At 45.8% G+C, this 19,660-nt stretch carries 20 protein-coding genes; 9 read left to right on the top strand and 11 right to left on the bottom strand.

Going from position 1 to position 19,660, the window contains the following annotated elements; genetic code table 11:
- Window positions 1-96: 96 nt before the first annotated feature.
- From Q365_RS0103470 to Q365_RS0103460, 3 genes are all read right to left on the bottom strand, one after another.
- Window positions 97-975 (bottom strand): aldo/keto reductase, encoded by an 879-nt coding sequence (locus tag Q365_RS0103470; RefSeq protein ID WP_028022039.1) that lies wholly within the window; start codon window positions 973-975, stop codon window positions 97-99.
- A gap of 582 nt (window positions 976-1,557) precedes the next feature.
- Complete coding sequence (locus tag Q365_RS0103465) at window positions 1,558-2,571, bottom strand: linear amide C-N hydrolase (RefSeq protein ID WP_245621481.1); 1,014 nt, start codon at window positions 2,569-2,571, stop codon at window positions 1,558-1,560.
- 89 nt (window positions 2,572-2,660) lie between these two features.
- The gene (locus Q365_RS0103460) at window positions 2,661-3,554 is read right to left on the bottom strand and encodes a LysR family transcriptional regulator (protein WP_028022037.1); all 894 of its coding nucleotides are present in this window, start codon (window positions 3,552-3,554) and stop codon (window positions 2,661-2,663) included.
- 520 nt (window positions 3,555-4,074) lie between these two features.
- Here Q365_RS0103460 and Q365_RS0103455 point away from each other — a divergent pair.
- Window positions 4,075-4,491 (top strand): hypothetical protein, encoded by a 417-nt coding sequence (locus Q365_RS0103455; RefSeq protein ID WP_028022036.1) that lies wholly within the window; start codon window positions 4,075-4,077, stop codon window positions 4,489-4,491.
- A 340-nt stretch (window positions 4,492-4,831) separates the two neighbouring features.
- On the top strand, window positions 4,832-5,053 hold the full coding sequence (locus Q365_RS27405) for an EexN family lipoprotein (protein WP_035024317.1): 222 nt from the start codon (window positions 4,832-4,834) through the stop codon (window positions 5,051-5,053).
- A gap of 131 nt (window positions 5,054-5,184) precedes the next feature.
- Here the strand turns inward: Q365_RS27405 and Q365_RS0103445 are convergent, their stop codons facing one another.
- The gene (locus tag Q365_RS0103445; RefSeq protein WP_028022035.1) at window positions 5,185-5,682 is read right to left on the bottom strand and encodes a hypothetical protein; all 498 of its coding nucleotides are present in this window, start codon (window positions 5,680-5,682) and stop codon (window positions 5,185-5,187) included.
- Window positions 5,683-6,034: 352 nt separating this feature from the next.
- Between Q365_RS0103445 and Q365_RS0103440 the strand changes: the two genes are divergently transcribed.
- The 4 genes from Q365_RS0103440 (at window position 6,035) to Q365_RS0103425 (ending at window position 8,336) form a co-directional block, all read left to right on the top strand.
- Complete coding sequence (locus Q365_RS0103440) at window positions 6,035-6,259, top strand: hypothetical protein (RefSeq protein ID WP_028022034.1); 225 nt, start codon at window positions 6,035-6,037, stop codon at window positions 6,257-6,259.
- Window positions 6,259-6,630: a hypothetical protein gene (locus Q365_RS0103435; protein ID WP_028022033.1), complete on the top strand. Its 372-nt coding sequence runs from the start codon at window positions 6,259-6,261 to the stop codon at window positions 6,628-6,630. The genes Q365_RS0103440 and Q365_RS0103435 overlap by 1 nt, the downstream gene beginning before the upstream one ends.
- Before the next feature lie 114 nt (window positions 6,631-6,744).
- Window positions 6,745-7,593, top strand: a complete 849-nt coding sequence (locus Q365_RS0103430; RefSeq protein ID WP_028022032.1) for an AraC family transcriptional regulator — start codon at window positions 6,745-6,747, stop codon at window positions 7,591-7,593.
- 140 nt (window positions 7,594-7,733) lie between these two features.
- Window positions 7,734-8,336, top strand: coding sequence for a LysE family translocator (locus tag Q365_RS0103425; protein WP_028022031.1), 603 nt, complete (start codon window positions 7,734-7,736; stop codon window positions 8,334-8,336).
- Between the two features lie 89 nt (window positions 8,337-8,425).
- On the opposite strand, the gene Q365_RS0103420 is transcribed toward Q365_RS0103425, so the two are convergent.
- Together Q365_RS0103420 and Q365_RS0103415 are read right to left on the bottom strand one after the other, a co-directional pair.
- Window positions 8,426-9,532 (bottom strand): M20/M25/M40 family metallo-hydrolase, encoded by a 1,107-nt coding sequence (locus Q365_RS0103420; RefSeq protein ID WP_028022030.1) that lies wholly within the window; start codon window positions 9,530-9,532, stop codon window positions 8,426-8,428.
- A 230-nt stretch (window positions 9,533-9,762) separates the two neighbouring features.
- Window positions 9,763-10,419, bottom strand: a complete 657-nt coding sequence (locus tag Q365_RS0103415) for a glutathione S-transferase family protein (RefSeq protein ID WP_028022029.1) — start codon at window positions 10,417-10,419, stop codon at window positions 9,763-9,765.
- Between the two features lie 146 nt (window positions 10,420-10,565).
- Here Q365_RS0103415 and Q365_RS0103410 point away from each other — a divergent pair, with 146 nt between their 5' ends.
- On the top strand, window positions 10,566-11,441 hold the full coding sequence (locus Q365_RS0103410) for a LysR family transcriptional regulator (protein WP_028022028.1): 876 nt from the start codon (window positions 10,566-10,568) through the stop codon (window positions 11,439-11,441).
- 116 nt (window positions 11,442-11,557) lie between these two features.
- Here Q365_RS0103410 and Q365_RS0103405 read toward each other — a convergent pair whose 3' ends face one another.
- Window positions 11,558-12,181, bottom strand: a complete 624-nt coding sequence (locus Q365_RS0103405; RefSeq protein WP_028022027.1) for a LysE family translocator — start codon at window positions 12,179-12,181, stop codon at window positions 11,558-11,560.
- A gap of 259 nt (window positions 12,182-12,440) precedes the next feature.
- On the opposite strand from Q365_RS0103405, the gene Q365_RS0103400 reads away from it, so the two are divergent.
- Window positions 12,441-12,821 carry a hypothetical protein gene (locus Q365_RS0103400; RefSeq protein WP_028022026.1) on the top strand — a complete coding sequence of 127 codons (381 nt, stop codon included), beginning with the start codon at window positions 12,441-12,443 and terminating at the stop codon, window positions 12,819-12,821.
- A gap of 107 nt (window positions 12,822-12,928) precedes the next feature.
- Here the strand turns inward: Q365_RS0103400 and Q365_RS25335 are convergent, their stop codons facing one another.
- The 4 genes from Q365_RS25335 to Q365_RS0103380 form a co-directional block, all read right to left on the bottom strand.
- Window positions 12,929-14,917, bottom strand: a complete 1,989-nt coding sequence (locus tag Q365_RS25335) for a diguanylate cyclase domain-containing protein (RefSeq protein ID WP_081796124.1) — start codon at window positions 14,915-14,917, stop codon at window positions 12,929-12,931.
- Window positions 14,914-15,462 (bottom strand): YfiR family protein, encoded by a 549-nt coding sequence (locus Q365_RS0103390; protein ID WP_028022025.1) that lies wholly within the window; start codon window positions 15,460-15,462, stop codon window positions 14,914-14,916. Before Q365_RS0103390 ends, Q365_RS25335 begins: the two co-directional genes overlap by 4 nt.
- Window positions 15,463-15,490: 28 nt before the next feature.
- On the bottom strand, window positions 15,491-17,647 hold the full coding sequence (locus tag Q365_RS0103385; RefSeq protein ID WP_028022024.1) for a TonB-dependent receptor plug domain-containing protein: 2,157 nt from the start codon (window positions 17,645-17,647) through the stop codon (window positions 15,491-15,493).
- Between the two features lie 359 nt (window positions 17,648-18,006).
- A complete protein-coding gene (locus Q365_RS0103380; protein ID WP_035024446.1) occupies window positions 18,007-18,552 on the bottom strand; it encodes an NUDIX domain-containing protein in 546 nt (181 codons plus the stop codon).
- Between the two features lie 509 nt (window positions 18,553-19,061).
- On the opposite strand from Q365_RS0103380, the gene efpL reads away from it, so the two are divergent.
- Window positions 19,062-19,628 (top strand): elongation factor P-like protein EfpL, encoded by a 567-nt coding sequence (gene efpL, locus Q365_RS0103375; protein ID WP_028022022.1) that lies wholly within the window; start codon window positions 19,062-19,064, stop codon window positions 19,626-19,628.
- The last annotated feature ends 32 nt before the right edge of the window (window positions 19,629-19,660 follow it).

Here is a 19,660-nt window from a genome sequence, read left to right as displayed (position 1 = left end):
TTCTAACCAAGTCAGGTTCTGACTTGAATAAGAAAAGGCGAACCGCTCGGTTCGCCTTTTTAGTGTTTGTTCTTTTACCTGTTAAGTGAGGTGACATTAAGCAACGTCATGGCCCACAGCAGCAGCCCAAATTTGATACCACTGCTCTTTTGAAAGCGCTAAATTAATTGAATCTACCAATGGTGCAATATTTTCAATCTTGCTAGAACCAGTAATGATTCTAGGCTGACACGGCAATTTAAACACCCATGCGTATACAACCTGTGAAATTGAGACTGCGCCAATTTCCTCTGCAATTTCATTCAACACTTTTGTCAGCCTAGCTGTCACAGGATGACTCTCATCAAAGAGTTTCCCTCCACCTAAACAAGACCAAATCATTGGGCTAACTTGATTTTGATAGCATTGATCAAACAAGCCATTATCAAGTGCTTCCGTATTAAATGGAGAAAACTCAATTTGGTTGGTGCATAGCTTGACGTCCAAGGCGTTTTGCAACAGGTTGAACTGCGTGACATTAAAGTTTGAAACACCAAAGTTCCTAACTTTTCCAGCGTTCTTCAATTCATTAAACGCTTCATTGACCTCTTGGACATTCATCAAGTAGTCAGGACGATGTAAAAGCAACGTATCAATATAGTCAGTTTTTAGATCCTTTAGCGAGTTATCAACTGATTTAATGATGGTTGATTTATCAGAATCATAGTGGCTAGTGCTCTTCGCATCTAAAGAACCAGGACCAACACCACGAATACCGCATTTCGTGATTATTTTGGTCTGATCTCTGAGGGAGTCTGAAAGTGCCATCGCCTCACCAAAAGCCGCTTCACTACGATAAACGTAGGCATGATCGAACGTCGTAATTCCACACTCAATAAGCTGATTTATAAAGTAATTCAACTCATTAGAAGACTTACCCCAAAGAGATGTTCGCCAGAATCCAGCTATCAGCTGTTCATTGATGTTTTCATTCATTACACTCTTCCCAAATTAAAATATTCGTCTTCACTTATCTTGGATTCTTCATTAGATGAATGATTAATCCACTTGTCATTTAGGGCTCTTGGTGCCGATGGTACAAGCTTTATTATCCCCTAAACCATGACACCCAAGTATAAATAAAATGACGGAAAATTTAAATAAAAAGCGCAATTAAATCTAATAGTTGTGGTAGAACACAATGAAAATCTAAAGCGAGCTTACAGAAAAATAGAAATCACACCAGAAGCTTATTAAAGTAGGTGAATTAAAATACACCACAAACAAATTAATTAATGCATTAACGAATGACTTGAATATTGATATTTATCGACAAAAAAACCAAAAATGAAAATATTAACGAAATAAATCCCACTGTTGGTTTTAGATATATCTACAAGCATCCTCAACCTTTCACCTCAGCCTGTAGAACAAAGAAAAATCGTGAACCCTTAAAACTTTTTTCATTGCGTTGACGCTCGTCTATGCATCACCGAGTGACGTTTACCTACACTCTATAATCGCGGTTAGATAGCTAGGCATCGTATCCAACAATGCCTGGCTACCATGGCTAACGCGTTACTTCTCTACCACGTCCAATTGCCCCATATCTGACTCAATGAGTGATGCTTCAAAAGATGTTCCCATCAACTCATACACATTGAAACGCACAGTGTTCCAGTTCTCACCAAAATTATATTCAAAGACACTGTCACCGGTTTCTAGGCTTTGTGAGAGAGTCCACTCGGTCGCATAACCTGTCATGCCCTCACCAAAATCCATATAAGGTGCATCTGCCGGTACTCTGTAAGGTACAGTCGAGAGCTTCATCATGCCGTTGAATGCACTGCTTGGCTCGTCTAGCTGGCTTAGGAAGTAACTTGCGTGAACAAAACGGCTGCGTGATGCACTATTACCATTTGAACCGAATGTCAGATTACGGTCCGCCGATTCCCACTTTGGGGTCAACTCTTTTAGATTGTCGATGTGCTCTTGCATTGACGGGTCATTTGTCATGACCGCGGCCTCTTCCCCACGGTAAATTTTTAGCCCATCAGGGTCCATTTCAATCACTGCTCGGTCGCCACTTTTGTCCGTAATTGACCAGTGCAGGACAATATCAGCGGGCATTCCTTCTAACTTTAGGTAACCGTAATCAAGCGTTGGTAAGGCTTCAACAGCTTCTGCAACAGAGGCATAGTTAGTGATGATATATTCACTCAACGTCAGCTGTGAGATTTGACTAGACTTTGATACCGCGTCCATCGTCATCGGGCGGTAGTAAAGCGTGTTGACCTGAAGACCTTCACTATTCACGCCGTCATGTACCAGATCCAAGCCGTATGGAAGTACCGCGACCACATCATATTTCACGGTGTAATCTATACCCGCACTTGGACCTTGGATATAGCGAGTCTCGCCTTTTACAATGCCACCTAAACGGGGATTAGTTGCTTCCATCCAATCGTTTGTACGTGACGTAATGGTGCCATGGTCTTCGGTGTTCCATGCAACAGAAGTACAGGCATGTGCTGCGCCAGCCGTCAAACCCGCCATTAAAATACCAAGCGCAAGAGGTTTTAATTTCATCATATTAAGTCCCACCAAAATTGTTGTTTCGTTGAGGAACATAGTATGGGTAAGTTGAAAATTACCAAACTCGCATCATGATGGAAAAGCCATCACATTAGCTCATATTTATTTACTCGCTGCTTAATTTGCTCAATAACGAACGACGCAACGGGGCCCATCGACTTTGACGCCTGCCAGCAGATAACGGGAAATCGTAACGTATTATTGAGTTCTTTGATTGGAATGACGTCTAGGTGTTTAGCGGCAATATCGTCACTGACTGAGTGCGAAGGCAGCATGGCCCATCCCTCGCCTGATTTAAGTAAACTGACCAATGTTGGCAAGCTATCAAACACCTGCACCTGATTGGAGGTACACACGGTTTTTGCTACGCCACTGTGATAGTAGTCTTTGAGCACGAGCTGATGTAAATGCTGCAAGCTGGCCATGCCTTGAGGTCTGTGACGGCGAATAAAGTCTTTGCTTGCGCACAGGGTATAAGGCATTTGAAACAGATAGGTAAAATCTAGTGATGTTACCGAATCACCCATTGGGTTAACAACCAAAGCTAGGTCAGCCTCTCTATTGCTTAATATTTTCAATATGTTGTCATTACTGTCTTTTAACCAGTGAACACGCACTTGTTGATAATGCTGTCTCAATTGAATCATGGTATCGACAATGATTTGGGCAGGCAGCTGCTCTGAATAGTAGATTTTCAGCTCTGTTTCTACGCCCTTTGATTGGTACAAACAGAGTTGCTCAAAAGCACTTGAGGCAACAGCTAGCGCTTTCGCTTGTTGGTATATTTTCTCTCCATCAGACGTCAATGATGGGTAGCGACCGCTTCGATCAAACAGCACTAAATCAATCTCGATTTCGAGGTTCGCAATCGTCTGCCCCAATGTTGTTCGGTGTTTCCCAATTTGTTTGGCAGCAGCGCTGAACGAGCCACTATCCGCAACGGCAATAAACGCTTCAACTTGGTCATAAGTGATATTCATAGAAACAAAGCCAACGCTGACATGAGGACTTTATAATCACATTACAGGCATGTTTGAGCAACAAAATCGGACGGTACAACGTTAGAATTGAGAGAAAGCAGACCTTTGAATTACGCCATTTTAAAGACCGGAATCCGTGTTAACTCGGGACGTTCCTAAACTGCTTTAATCAAAATCAGCTTTTGTGCGCACGACTATTGACGTCGAAATGTCAGTGATTCAGTGATAATGATGAACGTCGACCAGCCATTTTGGCCTCCGTCATTGCAATGGGTTTCGTTCGGATATTGGATGGCGGGTTGGCGGAAATCGGTTCCTAATCTATTGATGCAAAGACAAATTAAAGGAACAATAGCCACAGTTGATAAATGAAGGTTACAGTAGTACCCTTCAATTAGGTTAGTTGGAAACCTGCCTCGCAAAAGCAATCGTACCAACGTATAAACTAGAATTAGCAAGCATTTCACTTGCATATCATCCCACAACCAATAGCGAGCAGGTTGTATACAAGGAGGACGATATGCGTCATCAAGACGATTCCGATCTTAAATTGTGGCTTCGCGAAGCCAAGTTTCTACAAAAAGCAGCTCAATCTGATTCACTGGCGCAATCTCTGCCGGTACTTAGGCGTTTGCTTGAATCCAAGGTATTAACCAATATCACCTTGCCAGAACTCAAGCGTCACTCTGCGACCATTCAACGTAAACATCTACTTCATATGCTGGCAGCCGAGAATGGTGAAAGCTGTTGGGCGGACTTTAAAAAAATCATATCCGCAGCGCCGCAAGGCACCATTCTCCCCTATAGCACTGAACAGCTAGATGCCGGTTACTTGGTTCACTGGTTCTCTTCAGTTTCGGATGCGAAAGGCTACACCCATCAGCACGGCGGGAAAGTGGTCAAGGTGGGGTGTCAGGCAGCCGTAGTGCCAGAATAAGATCAAGCGCAACTTAAACGGAGGAACACCCTCCGTTTTTTTGATCGAGGGTTACAATGTGTCCACTTCCCCCAATGCTAAGACAGTCTAAACTGGAGTTTTCTGCCTTTTAAAGTGCCTGTCCGTGTTTCATTTTTAAAATCAGTGAACACCAGCCACTTCTTTTCATATGTGATTCGTAATCCTATTCCTCAACACCAAATGGCGCGCATTTTTAACCAAAATGAATTAAGTCATTTACATAGGTCACCTTTCCACCACGCAAAAAACAGAGGATTATTTCCTCTTAAAATCAACTTCTCTCAGTATTTTCCAGATTGAATTTAATGAGGTCTTAAAAATGAAACTATATGCCTTACCTTTATTGGTTTTCGTTGTTTCTGGTTGCGCTGAAGATGAGGTACCTCGAGACAGGGATTGGTACATGAGCAATGTCGATGCAATGAAAGTGAAAGTTGAAGAGTGTAAAAATGATGCACGAATTGCAGACACTCCAAACTGCAAGAATGCTCTTAATGCAATTTCACAGCTCGCGATCCTTGACATGTTTAAAACCAACTGATGAATTAACATTTTTCTGTCTGTCATTTCTTACTGAAAATACCCCTATTCGAGCCAGCCACACCTGTCTGGCTCTATATTCCCCCCCCCCAACCTTTCACTCTTTAACCATCGGTTTTCGATTAACGCCAATCACATCGTTTCTAGCCATGCTTTTATTTCTGTGTCCGCTGAGTGAATCCACATTTCCCAATTCAACATCTCTTGTTTAAAGGCATCATCGGTCAGTTTGGCAACACTGTCATTGGCTTCTTTGTTTAACGCGGTCATGGTGTAAGTGATTTCAACGGACGACGATTCGCCTTTTGAATCAATATTGATGTCAATTGTCGCGACGCTGACGCCTTCTGCAACTCGGACATATCCAATGTGGCCATTCTGTTCGTTGTAATCAGTGACGACAAATATCGTATTGTTATCGGAGGCATTCAAAAACGTATCCCCGGTATGGAAACCGTCACCTTTGATAAGAATGGGTAACCAATTCGGAGTCCAAAGCACTTCACCTTGCGCGGTGAAAAGCCTTGCTGCTTGGTGAAGAGGAAAATCCACGATGATCTTGTGCGTGCGGCTGACAGTGAGTGTTTGTTCCAAGAGTATCTGTGCCGTTGTCGTTGATTTCGTATTCATCAATTCATACCTCTCTATTGGGTTATGCCAAACCTGCAACCATTAACGATGGCAGATCCAAAATGTAACGCCTGTACCAATAGGCGGGTCAACAGTATTTGAACAAAAAACAGCCCCCACTTCCTTCTTACACGAAGCTTAGAGGTAAATTCTTTCACTGTTTCTGCTGGTTGATAATGATTAAAACCGCATCAAACCACTGGCAATAGGTTGACCAAGATCGCAAAACAACCCACTTTCACTACCCTTCCGGTTCCCAAACCGTAGTCTGAAACCACCCAAGCAGCAGAAACAAGCTATTCCGTTTCAAGTTGCAGCACGGGATTCTGACAGGGAAACCAAGGAGGGCGACATGGCAGAACAAAACCACACGCTTTACTGTGATGACTGTGGACAGGTAACGCCACACACGCACATTCAACTTGAGCCGCGAAAGATCTCGCCAGACAGCACGCTCTTTCAACGCGCTACGATTGTTCTTTCGAACTCAATGGATTTAATGCTCGGCAGCTCTTATGAACAGTGCACATGCTGTGGTTCAACATTTGGGCACACCGACAGTATTGGCGGTATTTAATGCAGTTAGACGCACTTTCTGACCTTCTGAATAACAATGGCTTCAACGCAACAATGAAAGACGGCAATGTCCGTGTGCATTCAGGATGGGCGGTGTTGCCCATCACCATCAAACACGACAAAGCCAAAGACACCCTTGCCGTAACCTACAATCAGATCGGGCAACTGCTTTGCGCTGTGATATTTGTGGTTCAGTGCTTTATGTTTCTTGGCTCAGGTGCGTTTTTCTCCGCAGGGCTGGCTGGCTCGGTCGTTTTCTTATGCGCAATGAACGTGATTCTCACCGACTCTGCGGCAAAAGAAATACGCCAGCATTTACGACAAATATCCCTTCCGCCCGAAGAGGTTCAATCAATCAACTTATCGGAATAGATCGTTTATACCCAAGTAACCTCTCTCTCAATCAAGCAATTTTGTTCAAGTTTTGGTTCCCTTCGATACATATACTTTGCAAAGATGTTAAGTAAGTAACGGGGGGGAATCACCATGACGACACAAAATCATTTTCAATTTGCTCAAAGCCAACACCTTGATGGTGTGTCTGTGCTTGACGCAAATATGTGTGATTTCTCCTACGACAAACACGCCCATGAAGAATTTTCGATTGGGGTGACCTTGCAAGGTCGGCAAGATTTCTTCTGTCAGGGGGCATACCACAAGAACCCTGCAGGTTCGGTGTTGCTCTTTAATCCTGAAGATGTTCATGATGGGCAGTCAGGTGGGCAGCAAGATCTTGAATATTTAATGCTGTATGTGCACCCAAGCAGTGTCGAAAGCCAATTCAAAGCGCTTGGGGTTAAAGACCCATCCAGCCTGCGCATTGACGGCTGTCTCATCGACAGCATGGCACTGCGCAACCAAGCATTGATTATGTCGTCTCTGATTAAAGACCCAACAAGTAACCGGATCGAGCAAGAGTCCGCGCTATTTCAACTCTCTCATGCCATGGTTTCCTGCTCGGGTTTTCTTGAAGATGTCGTGCCAGCACGACGACAAGAAACCCTGCTGCTTCGCGCCAAAGATTTCATTCAAGCCAATATCGATAAAGACATTTCCATTGATGACATTGCAAACGCGGCGTCTTTGTCTAAGTTCCACTTTATTCGCCTTTTCCGAGCACAGTTCGGTATTACTCCGCATCAATATGTCCTCAACTGCCGCATCAATGGTGCGAGGAAGGCGTTGGAATCTGGTATGCAATCGAGCGACGTCGCGCAAGCATTTGGCTTCTCTGATAGTAGTCACTTCAACCGCCGTTTTAAGCGAGTATTTGGTATGACGCCGAAGCAATATCAACTCCAAGTGAGGGCACTACCGCCTCCTGTCCTCGATTAGCGCTTAGCCCGCTATCAGCTCAACAACAGAGCGACGGCTTTACGTAGCCACTGATAACAAAGCAATTATCCAACACTCTCTGCTTCAGCCCGCACGCTGAGGACGCTTTCTCTCGCCTTCATTAATGAGGTTACATTGCCATGCTAGAAATTTTCGCCTACGCCATTGGCATTATGTATTCGCCTGGCCCCGTCAATCTACTGGGCCTCAATGGCGGTATTCAGGGTAAAACCAAACAAAACCTCCCTTACTTTACGGGCGTCGCCATTGCCATGCTGATTCTGTTTGTTTCATTAAATGTGGTCGGAGGGTCATTGGTAACGGAGGATTCGCTGCCTTTCGTTAGCGCGGCGGGGTGTGGGTATATTCTCTACATTGCCAGTAAGTTAATGGTCGCTCGGGTGCAAATCGATAATAAGGAAATCGATGATTCACTGACATTCAAAGATGGCTTGGTACTGCAATTGCTCAATCCGAAAGGCCTTATTGCGACATTGCCTATTGTGACCATTCAGTTTCCTGCCGCGGGTATTCATGGCACAAGCAGCCTATTCTGGATTTTTGTATTAAGTATCTTGGCCTTTGGCGCACCCACCTCATATTCGGTGATTGGCGGCTTGATAGGTCGTCGTATTCGGCAGCCCAACTATTTTCGTGTGTTCAACGTGTTAATGGCGCTCATGCTCGCCTTCGTTGCCATCGATATTTTCTACCAAAATGTTTATACCCCTTGGTTCAAATAGAAAAATCAAGATTCATTGGCTCATATCACTTTGATTTAGATAGAAAAAAACCGCCAGAACTCGGCGGTTTTTTCATTTATTGTCAATGCTTATCGTGTCACGTATGCACGAACAAATTCACTGATAGACACAAGGTCGCTCACAGCAATGAATTCTTCCGTGGTGTGGACTTTTGCCATGCCAGTAGACATGTTCACCGTCAGCAGACCTTTCTCGTTGAATACGTTCGCGTCAGAACCGCCACCCGTAGGTTTGGTCACAGGCTCAATGCCAATCGATTCAAACGCAGCTTTGATGGCAACAACGTGTGGGTTGTCATCAGCAATGCGGTAAGCATTGTAAGAACGCGTTGATTCGATTTGGATACCAGCTCCGTGCTTTTCAGCCGCGGCTTCAAACGTCGACACCATGTGCTCAACTTGTTTCGCCAGTTTACTGTCGTCTAGCGAGCGTGCTTCCGCTTCGATGTAAAGCTCAGGCATCACGATGTTAGTCGCTTGACCGCCGCGCACGACACCGATATTCGCGGTGGTTTCTTCATCAATACGGCTCAGGGTCATGTTACTGATCGCATCAGAGGCAACGGTCAGTGCATTGATGCCGGTTTCTGGTGCCAAGCCCGCGTGCGCTGGTTTGCCTTTGATGGTGATCTTCAGGCTTTGTTGACCCGGCGCAGTGGTGATGATGGTGCCGATAGGGCCCCCTGAATCCAACACGATCGCTTGTTGTGATTCAATCATGCCGATGTCGAAATGCTTCGCGCCTTCAAGGCCAAGTTCTTCATAAACCGTGAACGCCACTTCAATCGTTTTGTGGGCGTCACCGCTTTCTTGAATAGAACGCACCGCTTCCATGACCGCGGCAATACCTGATTTGTCATCACCACCCAGAATGGTCTCGCCATTTGAACGAATAATGCCATCTTCGATGATTGGCTCAATGCCGTTGCCCGGAGTGACTGTGTCCATGTGGCTGCTGAAAATAATGCTGCCTTCCAACGTGCCTTGTAATTTTCCGTAGATGTTAAAACCGTTAGAAATGGTGTCAGGAACAGGCAGTTTAGTCACTGCGAAGCCCATTTGACCCAGTTGTTCAGCCAGTGCTTCAGCAACGGCTTTTTCATTGCCAGATTCACTGTCAATTTTCACTAGCTCAATAAAATGCTCAACCAGTCTTTCTTGATTAATCTTTGTCATCAGAGTGCAACTTCTTTTCTACGGGATGAAGGCACACCTTAAACTGAAGCGCGGCGCATTTTATATGGGTTACATCAAAGAAATATTCGATTTGGTGAGAATATATACCCAAGCAACCTGAATCCTGCATCTTCAAGTTGCTTGGGTATAAACAAACAAAAAAAGACGGGCAAACGCCCGCCAAAAGTATGGTAACTGGTGGCATCGTTCATTGATGCCGAATTGTGCGTTTACCCGATTTCTGTGCCTGCTTCGTCTTCGGCAACCACAGAGGTGTCAGATTTCGATTCAGCGATCCATTGCTGTAAAGCAGCATGATTTAATACATGATTGGCGTAGGCTTGCGCATCATCAGATAGCGCCACGCCATAGGTGATAAAGCGCAACACAACAGGCGCGAACATGACATCCGCGATGGAATACTCGCCAAATAGCCAACCGCCGTTGTTTCCGAATTCTTGCCACTGTCCCGCCCAGATCTCATCGATGCGGGCCACGTCTTTTTGGCAAGCCTCTGACGGTGTGATTTTGCGTCGCCCACGAATGTTCATTGGCATTTCATTACGCAGAGCCATAAAACCAGAATGCATTTCTGCGGAGAAAGCGCGGGCTTTGGCGCGTTGTGCAACGTCAGCAGGCCAGCCTTTACCAGCCAGATATTGATCGTTGACGTACTCACAAATCGCCAACGAATCCCATACCTCTATCGAACCGTCTACCAATACGGGGACTTTTGCAGCGCCTGAGTGTTTGGCGATCTCTGCATAGAAATTGTCTGTAAATAACTCAAGTTCAATTTCATCGAACTCGATGTCGAAACCACGTAATACAAGCCAGCCACGCAGTGACCACGTCGAATAGTTTTTGTTAGCAATGATGAGTTTCATGGCACATTCCTTTGCAGTGAGATAGGTTAGGACGAGTTCAGTATGCAAGGTTGTGATGATGGTTTCTAACGCATAGTCTTGATACTTAATATTTGAATCGTTGATACTATCGACAACGAGGCAAGGTTTAGATAAGCGAGTGATGCATGGATATTGATTCACTGAGAAGTTTTTTAGCCATTGTGGACACTGGCAGTTTCACCCGAGCAGCGGCGCAGATTCACCGCACGCAATCGGCGATCAGCATGCAAATAAAGCGGCTTGAGGAAGAGTTAGACAGCCCACTGTTTGATCGTGAAAAGCGCCCTCTCAGCTTGAGCTTGTCTGGGCAACGTCTTGTCAGCCATGCGCGCCGCCTTGTTGCTGGGCATGATGAGGCTCTCGATACGTTCAAGCGCGAAGACACGTCACGCCCTATCCGGTTGGGCTGCCCTGATGACTATGCCAAATCCTTATTACCCGAATTTATTAACGCGCTTCGCTCACTGATTGGTGACCAAACCTTTGATGTTCTGTGTGCATCTAGCACGCGCCTGAGACAACGCTTAGATAGCGGTGAGTTGGACATGGCGATTCTTACCCGCTCACCAGATTCTGATGAAGGCTGGCTGCTCAAACATGACAAAGGTGTATGGGTAAGCGGCAGTGATGCGACTTTACTTAATCGTCGCCCTTTACCGGTGGCGTTGTTCGACAAAAACTGTAAGTTTCACTCCACCGCATTAGACGGATTAGGCAAGCTCGGTATTGAGGTGGACTTGGTTGCATTTACCACCAGTGCTTCCACCCTGCATGGTTTAGCGCGTGCCAATCTCGCGATTTCTGCCATGGCATCCGGCAGCGTCCCACCTGACTTACAAATCATCGCCAGTGCCAATCTTCCCCCTTTGCCGGCGGTCGATATTGTGGTGGTGACCACGAGTCGCTCTCACCCACTGATTTCACCGGCTATTATTTCGCAAATATCTCACCATTTTTTGGACAGCCCAGACAGCACACAAGTGGCTTCGATAGCGTCTTAGCATCGTCAAATGTGGCAAGTCATGATGCCTAAAAGCTGTTATTCCATAAGCACAAAAAAAGCAGCGATAACGCTGCTTTTTTTTCGTTGAGTTGACCGCAATAATTACATCATGCGTTATCGGCTTAACGCTAAGTACGCCCCTGCCCCAATCATGATTGAGCCAGCGCCGCGGTTCATGCGTCGCACCGCTTTTTCAGTTTTCAGCAGTTTAGCGGCTTTCGCTGCGCCAAAGGCCACCAGCATTGCACCACTCATTAGTGCGATAGCTGCCAATACGTTAGCTAACACCACATCAGCCATGCTGAGAACCGTTAAATCCATAAACGTCGGCAAGAATGCAATGTAGAACAGAATCACTTTCGGGTTTGATGCGGAAATTAGAAAGCCTTGAACAAAGGCAGAAACATGCCCTTTCCTTGTCTCCTCGGTTGAGCCCGAAACGGTTGCCAGTTGTGGCAGCGCACGGAACATTTTATAGCCGAGATAAATCAAATAGGCAGCACCAGCAAGGCGAATGACAGTAAACAACTCAGAGTAGTTTTCCGCTATCGTAGCCAAACCAAAACACGCCAAAGTGAGATAAACCAAATCACTCACCACCATTCCTGCAGCCAATGCAGTACAGCCTCGCGCACCTTTCACCATCGCGCGTGCAAGAATCGCGAAGATGCCAGGACCAGGCGTTAATACAAAAATGAAAATGGCTAACGTAAACGTCAGTGCCCCTTCGATAGACATTATTTTTCCTATGGATATTTCTAACAACAAATCGAAAGTAACAGAAAGTTTGCATGGAGACGAGAGGAGTTTTGTATGAGTTCACACACTGAATACGCGGTGGCATATTTGTCACTTCCTTTGGCATGAAAGAGGGTTAGGAAATAAGGGTTGAATCTTACATTTGTGAGCCTTGTAGCAGCGAAAACGCTGCTAATTTCACGATATGGCGTAGACATTCAGATAGGGACAGCCAGTGAGAAAGGAAGCCAAAAGTAGGATGGCAGAACACTCCCGAAACGGTGCGTCAGTCGCTATGTTATTAAGCTTATTTTTGAGCTTTACAGCTCAATCCGCTGTCAGCCCAGCCCTTGATAACCAGATATCGGTGTTGTGTGACAAGATGCAATCTTGTGCGCTTGAAAGTCTGGGTGGTGAGGGTGTTGATTCAAGCAACAAAGCCTTTGTGGAGAAGATGATTGGGGCGGCGTGTCGGCAGATACGTGGCGAATTTGATGTGATGAGCCTCAGCAACAAGGTTGATGCCGCGGCGACATCCTGTTTGAAAAGCATGACAGCGTTATCTTGCCAAGCTTTCGAATCAGACGTTGAAACGTCAGAGTGTTCCGCATTGGCTAAGTTGACCCAAAACAGTTCTTAGCCGCAATTTAGATAAGCGCCATTGCATCTATACCCAAGTAACCTGAAGATGCAGGATTCAGCGAGCATATTCAGTTTACTTAGGTATAGGCGCTTATCTTTTCTTCATCACTCTTCGGTGAAAGCCTCAAGCGAACCTTGGTTGGCTAGAGAATCTTGATTGGCTAAAGAACCTTGGCTGGCTAAAGAACCTTCTTTGGCCAGCGCGAAGCCATTCTTACCATTGGCCTTAGCACCGTACATCGCTTTGTCTGCCTGCTCGATAACCGTCGCCAGCGATGTATTATCATTCTCTGCCCAACGACGAATGCCGATACTCGCACTCACCTTTGGCTTGCATTGGTTGATCACCATTTCCTGACTCAGCCGTTCGAGTAGACGCTTCACAATGCTATCCACCGACGACGTGTCCTGAATCGCAATGAGAAATTCATCGCCCGATAAACGCGCAACAAAATCACTGCGTGGCAGACACGATTTCATACGACTTGCCACCACTTTCAAAAGCTCATCGCCAATGTTGTGTCCAAATTGATCGTTGACCGCTTTGAATCCATCTAAGTCGATAAACAGGACATGCATACTGTGTCCCTTCTCATGATCGCGAGAGAGCTTATCGAACGCATGTGCGCGATTCGGTAAGCCCGTCAATAAATCATGATTGGCGATGTGATTCAGGCGCTTAATTTCCATCTCTACGGTCTGATCAACAATTGAAACGACGTAGCCATCGATTTTCCCGCGATGGTTAACCAAGGTTTGAGCGGTGATTTGGCATGGCAGATCATCGCCAGCCTCAGACATCAACGTACCTCGCCATTGGTAGCTTCCTGCTGAAATTAACGCTTTAATCTCGCTGAAAGTAGCGCGGAAACGATGATCAACATCCAGTTCTTCCCACGTTCGATTTTCACCAAATAAGCGAATACTCGCTGTATTCTGCGTTTTTATTTTTAGTGAGCGTGATAACACCAAGGTGGCGTTTTGGCTCTTGTCAAAAATCATCTCAGCAAATTTTCGACGCTGCTCAGACTCGCGGTGAGCCGTCACATCTTCAAACTGCAGTAATGAGTGATGCGCAGTTGCCATTGGATCCGTGCTGATTAAAAAGACCTGCCCCGTTTTTGGGTGCGAGAGTTCCACATTTTTAAGTGGTAAATGCGCATCGATCGCATTGGATATCGCAATCATATTTTCCGCGGGCTCAAGCACATCCAACAAGCTTTCTAGGTCTGTAGGCGCACATCCAAAACGGCGAAGTTGCTTTTCTGCGGCAGGGTTGTAATACGTGACGTTGTCTCCCGGCGCAACAACCATAACACCTTGGTCCATGGTATCCATAACTTGGCTGATATATCGGCTCTTGTTCTCAAGTTCCTGCAGCGTTTGTTTCAACTGACCGTCACGCTCAGAAAGATTGGTCACCATTTCGTTAAAGCAGGCAGTCACTTGACCCAGCTCATCGTTGTGTCTCACCGGAATACTCCGATTCACCACACCAAGCCTAATAATCGCAGACATTGATTGGTGCAGTGATGCCAACGGAGAGGCAACAATGCGGTGAAGCATTTGCGCAAAGACCAAGGAAAGGATAGACAAAGCTGCCGTGCCCGCGGCTAAATACATCAACAACGCACGTCGCTCTTCCTCGATATTGTCTCTCGATACAATGAGGAAAATCTCCCCCAACTTATCGTCGCCGAGAACAATTTCAGCAGAGACTCTCTCTACCGCTGTGTTCACACATAGGATTTGCTGACCTTGTCGATAACAATCATCAGGCAGACGTGAGAACGAGGCAAATTCCCAATTTTCATTGGTCATGACTCGCGCTGCGATAAGGTCAGGATCAGCGCTCAAAGCATGAAGCTGTTCACGTCCTGTTTCCACATCGCCAAATGCCACCGCAGCATTTAAGTTGCTTGCCGCAGACATCGCCATCACTTTCGAACTGTCGATGAGGCTTTTCTCTAAGTATCGCACCACGGCGTGATCGACAGCACTGCCCAACACAATCAAGCCGAATGTCATCAATACCCACGTCGGGAATATGAACTTCGCTCTTAATGGAAGGTTATTGAGAAAACGAAGGATCATGCGTTATCTCCTTCTTCAATGATCGAAATTGACAACAATTGAGAGCGCATCGAAAAAGCAACGCCTCGCAAGTTACCAAGGTTAATCAGTGGTCTAACTCGATTATTCATTTTGACAAAAGCCGCCATACCACCATTAGCAGTAAACTCATTCCCCTCGCCTACAATCAAGGCGTCAGGAAATTGAGTGCGTAATGTCGTGATGTGTTGCGTCGAGGTTTCGGCGGTATAAATGATGTGGCAGTTCAAATCGGTTTCATACCGTTGTACAAGATCATTAAACTTCGCTTGTTCTGGTTTTTTCGCTATCACGTCTTTCAATCGAAGACTGACTTCGTTGTCGCTGTCTGAACAAAATTCATAGCGGCCAGATTTAGGTTGAAGGGTTTTCCAATCAATCAAAAATGCGAAGCGATATAAGTAAACCGCTTTCAAATCTTCATCACGAAATTCGTTCGCACGCACGCCTAAACTGACCATGATGACTGTCGTCAGCAATAGCCAGCTTATTCTTCGCGAGAAAGTACGTTTCGCCAAATCAATCATTCAAAAGCGCAACCCAATCAAATTGTCTTTATTTCCATTGCCAATCGACTTCTAGCCAATATTGTGTGCCGTTATTAAATCCAGCATAACTTTCTGGATACTCATTCACTTGGTCGTTAAACAAGCTTTCTGCGCTCAAAGTAACCAGTGGCATGTGTTCAGATGCTTGCCATCCGATCACCATATCCCACGTTAACACTTCTGGCCACGCGTAGAATTCGTCATCCTGAAGCAGGTCATCAGGATTGCTAGCATGCACATAGTTAATGACGTTGCTCACCCACCATTGTGACGTGATGTCCCACATGATTTGGGCATTGGCTAAATGCACAGGTTCATTTTCGTAAGAACGTATTGGGACGTCCGTCGAAGAACAGATAGCACCGTGACAGTCAGCTTTGATTTCACGATAGCTGTAACTTGCATTCACCTGTACCGCTGAAGATGGCTGCCATTTCATGCTCAACTCACCGCCGTAGGTCTGAGAACTGAGCGGCGCAATATGTTCATATTGGAAGACGTCGATGACCGTTGCTACGGTTCCAGGTGATGAATCTCCAATAAGTAATACGCGTTGAGAGTTAATCAGCTGCCAAGCCGTTATACCGTCTTCTTCGCTATAAAATAAATTAGCGTTAAACTGGAATCGGCTACCTTGCCAGAAACGGTAACCCACTTCGTAAGTATCAACGTTCTGAACTGGAAGATCTTCGTTTCCAAGGTTCTCAACGATCTGAAGGTAGTCAACCGGGATACAGTTTGGTGGCGTGCCTTGATCGCAAAATGCCAAGTTGCTTCCATAGGCATTTTGATGGAAATCCGTGGTGCGCCCTTGACGCGCAGGTGTCACGACCGCGCGGCCCCAACCAGCCCACACTCGCTGATTGTCACCCACCTCTTGCATGACACGTACTTGAGGCTGAGAGAAGGTCTCACTCACCATATTGAAATACTGCCAACGGTTACCCACCATCAATGACGTAGTGTCAGTGAGTGGATAGGTATAGTTGAAGTACGCCGCAGCGCTTTGATTCACGAAACCGGATTCGTCTGCCACACGCACGTACGGAGAGGTATAGATTTCACTCTGTTCATATGGTCGGAAATATTCGTCAATTACGCGATAGTCAAAACCAACCGTTAGCTGCCCACCCCACACGTTATTGTCGCTATAGCGCGTTTCCGAATCGATACGGGTGAAATAGGCATTACGATCCGCGCTATCGCTACTGCTATACGTTAGCCAGAATTGCTGCTCCCATTGTTTGGAATCACCTAATTCTTGTAAGAACTTAACGCCAGCAAAATATTCTTCCGCCAGCATTTCAGTTTCATAATTGACGTAATCTGGACCATCAACACCTGGGTTCAAAAAGTGAGGTTGATAAGAACCCCAGTTGTAGTCTTCGCGAGAACGAATGCCGCCAAGCTGGAACGACACTTCACGGTCATTTTTCTGATAGTCACCACGCACGCCAAAACGTTCAGTCTGAACGCGGAAATGCTGTATTGGCTGAACACGATCTTCATCACTGGTCCATGGCATGTGCTCGACAAGCTCGGCGTACCCGCTCATGTGAAGATTATCGGTGACTTGGCCACCGTGGTGAACCCGTGCTTCCTTGTATTTGTAGTTGCCGATAGAGGCTGACACTTTATTGCGTGGCGCATCTTCTGCATCATAAGTAATGACGTTAACGACAGCATTCACAGCGTTACCGCCCCAAATAGTGCCCACAGGGCCCATCACCACTTCAATACGTTCGATGCTGTCCAAGCTAACAGGGATAAGATCCCAGTCCACGCCAGAGAACATACCGTTAAATACACTGCGCCCATCTACCATCACTAACATGGTGTTGCTTAACGTCTCATTGGGCGAACGTGCGGCAATACCCCAGTCGTAGTTAGAGTATTTCGCAACGTGCAAGCCTGGCGCTAACACCAGCACATCTGCCACGGAACGCGCGCCTGAGCGCTGGATTTCTTTTGCCGTAATAACATGAACAGCCGCTGGCACATCGGACAGGCTGAGTGCTGTACGCGTAGCGGAAACAACTTTGGTATCGCTGAGCGATTCAAAAGGCATGTCTAACAGCGCGGCAAGTTCATCGTCAGCAAGGACGGGCGAAGAGATGAGTAGGCTTAAACAAGCAGTAGAGACTGCCAGACGGGCTTTAAGCATTATGGGCTTCCAGAAGATCGCAGTTTTATTTACGCTAAAGCTTCTTATTGCGTGTTATTACTGCGTTATTGTGTATTGACTGCTCCGCATTCGACCATATAAAAGAGCCGTTGGATTACAGTGTATTTTTTCATACATTATACGTGCAACAATCTGGATTTCGTACTCCTATAACTCAATGAATTCGCTATTTTTTAATTGTTCTGGGAGTGAAAGCAAGAGGTGTCATTTATATGACGGAAAAGACAGAGGGAGTGACAGTTATTCGACGCTAAAGTTTATGAAATAGACGCAATAAACATCATATTTATTGCGATCCAATCGATTGTGTTTTTTAGGTTTTCTATCAGAAAAATAAATTAAATAAGCCGCTTAAGTTTTGCCAAGCCATAAGCTGCGATAGTGACCGTATCTTTCAGTTTTCCGTCAATGATCATTTGTTCAAACTCGCTGACAGCAAAAGAGGCTGAAATCAGGTCTTCTTCTTCGGTATCAAGTTGTTTACCCACATCAGTTAATCCCGTCGCTAAATAGACGTGACAGGTCTGATTAAGAAACCCATAAGCCACAAACTGCGCGCCAAGATAAGTCATTTTTTCTGCCTGCATGCCCGTTTCCTCTCGCAATTCGCCTTTGGCTAATTCGAGGTGATCCGCATCAGGGTTTGATTCCCATGCCCCTTGAGGGATTTCCCAACAACGTTGCTGAACGGTGTAACGGAATTGTTGTACGAGATGAATTCTGTCATTGTCGATGGCGAGAATGGCTGCGCAATCCGGTTTATCTACCACACCGTAGATTCCCTCAGCACCGCTTGGTCGCACTACTTTGTCTTCTCTTACGCTCATCCATTTGTTCTGGTAAACAATGTGGCTTTCTAGTTTCTTTATCACAGGCTTATCCATCAAGTTGTTATAGGCACGAACACTTTGTTCGCCATAGTCCACTGTTTTTCATCAACAGATCAAGTTCTGCTACGTTGTTTTGCCGTCACCTCAAGGGACAATATGTGCATTCACGTCAGCTAAATTCGGGTCGCTAATCTCATTCACAGGCAAAGACACGGGTTGGTATTTTGATATATATACCCAAACAACCTGAAGATGCTCGATTTCAGAGGCCATCAGCGTGTTCAATTCGAGGCAAATTCTTGTAGGAATAGTCATTCTATTTCACAGGAATTTAACGATGAAGTGGACGCTCTGAGGGCCTCCCTTCGGGCGAGTTTACTGACGCCATGCTCGGTGTTGTCCCTTTTTGATGGAGCTCACTACATCGGCAAAGGGACGCCTTGATCATAACGTCAGTAAAGCTCGCTGAATCCTGCATCTTCAGGTTGTTTGGGTATATCCACTTGCGAAAATCCATAATCGTGATATTTTCTTGCCAAATTTTCTAAACTGGAAAAATGACCATGCCAAAGGCAAGTGAAATCAAAAAAAACGCAGTTATCGAACATGGCGGCAAAGTGCTTGCGGTTAAAGACATTTCTAAGCTAACTCCTGCTGGTCGTGCAGGTACAAGCCTATACAGAATGCGTCTTTACGATGTAGCAACAGGTGCAAAAGTTGACGAAAGCTTCAAAGCTGACGACATGCTAAACCTTGCAGACTTCAGCCGTCACGCGGCAGATTTCTCATACATCGATGGTGACGAGTACATCTTCATGGACAGCGAAGACTACACGCCTTACCACTTCAACAAAGAAACCATTGCTGAAGAACTTCTGTTCATCAACGAAGAGACTAAAGGTATTCAGGTTCTGACTGTTAGCGGTCGTCCTGTTGCGATTGAATTGCCTTCAACGGTTGATATGGTGATCACCGAGACCTCACCGTCTATCAAAGGTGCTTCTGCAAGTGCGCGCACTAAGCCAGCTACCGTTTCAACTGGCCTAACTGTTCAAGTTCCTGAGTACATTGGTATTGGCGACAAAATTCGCATCAACACCACTGAACACAAGTTCATGAGCCGCGCGTAAATCTACGCAGCACATTCTTGCGCCAACATAAT

The organism is Enterovibrio calviensis DSM 14347, from assembly GCF_000621165.1.
GTDB lineage: Bacteria > Pseudomonadota > Gammaproteobacteria > Enterobacterales > Vibrionaceae > Enterovibrio > Enterovibrio calviensis.
This window is presented reverse-complemented; position numbering and strand designations above follow the sequence as displayed.

Coding starts and splice junctions, on each gene's coding strand:
- Q365_RS0103470 (WP_028022039.1), bottom strand. CDS start 975: ATGAATGAAAACATCAATGAACAGCTGATAGCTGGATTCTGGCGAACA.
- Q365_RS0103465 (WP_245621481.1), bottom strand. CDS start 2,571: ATGATGAAATTAAAACCTCTTGCGCTTGGTATTTTAATGGCGGGTTTG.
- Q365_RS0103460 (WP_028022037.1), bottom strand. CDS start 3,554: ATGAATATCACTTATGACCAAGTTGAAGCGTTTATTGCCGTTGCGGAT.
- Q365_RS0103455 (WP_028022036.1), top strand. CDS start 4,075: ATGCGTCATCAAGACGATTCCGATCTTAAATTGTGGCTTCGCGAAGCC.
- Q365_RS27405 (WP_035024317.1), top strand. CDS start 4,832: ATGAAACTATATGCCTTACCTTTATTGGTTTTCGTTGTTTCTGGTTGC.
- Q365_RS0103445 (WP_028022035.1), bottom strand. CDS start 5,682: ATGAATACGAAATCAACGACAACGGCACAGATACTCTTGGAACAAACA.
- Q365_RS0103440 (WP_028022034.1), top strand. CDS start 6,035: ATGGCAGAACAAAACCACACGCTTTACTGTGATGACTGTGGACAGGTA.
- Q365_RS0103435 (WP_028022033.1), top strand. CDS start 6,259: ATGCAGTTAGACGCACTTTCTGACCTTCTGAATAACAATGGCTTCAAC.
- Q365_RS0103430 (WP_028022032.1), top strand. CDS start 6,745: ATGACGACACAAAATCATTTTCAATTTGCTCAAAGCCAACACCTTGAT.
- Q365_RS0103425 (WP_028022031.1), top strand. CDS start 7,734: ATGCTAGAAATTTTCGCCTACGCCATTGGCATTATGTATTCGCCTGGC.
- Q365_RS0103420 (WP_028022030.1), bottom strand. CDS start 9,532: ATGACAAAGATTAATCAAGAAAGACTGGTTGAGCATTTTATTGAGCTA.
- Q365_RS0103415 (WP_028022029.1), bottom strand. CDS start 10,419: ATGAAACTCATCATTGCTAACAAAAACTATTCGACGTGGTCACTGCGT.
- Q365_RS0103410 (WP_028022028.1), top strand. CDS start 10,566: ATGGATATTGATTCACTGAGAAGTTTTTTAGCCATTGTGGACACTGGC.
- Q365_RS0103405 (WP_028022027.1), bottom strand. CDS start 12,181: ATGTCTATCGAAGGGGCACTGACGTTTACGTTAGCCATTTTCATTTTT.
- Q365_RS0103400 (WP_028022026.1), top strand. CDS start 12,441: ATGGCAGAACACTCCCGAAACGGTGCGTCAGTCGCTATGTTATTAAGC.
- Q365_RS25335 (WP_081796124.1), bottom strand. CDS start 14,917: ATGATCCTTCGTTTTCTCAATAACCTTCCATTAAGAGCGAAGTTCATA.
- Q365_RS0103390 (WP_028022025.1), bottom strand. CDS start 15,462: ATGATTGATTTGGCGAAACGTACTTTCTCGCGAAGAATAAGCTGGCTA.
- Q365_RS0103385 (WP_028022024.1), bottom strand. CDS start 17,647: ATGCTTAAAGCCCGTCTGGCAGTCTCTACTGCTTGTTTAAGCCTACTC.
- Q365_RS0103380 (WP_035024446.1), bottom strand. CDS start 18,552: ATGGATAAGCCTGTGATAAAGAAACTAGAAAGCCACATTGTTTACCAG.
- efpL (WP_028022022.1), top strand. CDS start 19,062: ATGCCAAAGGCAAGTGAAATCAAAAAAAACGCAGTTATCGAACATGGC.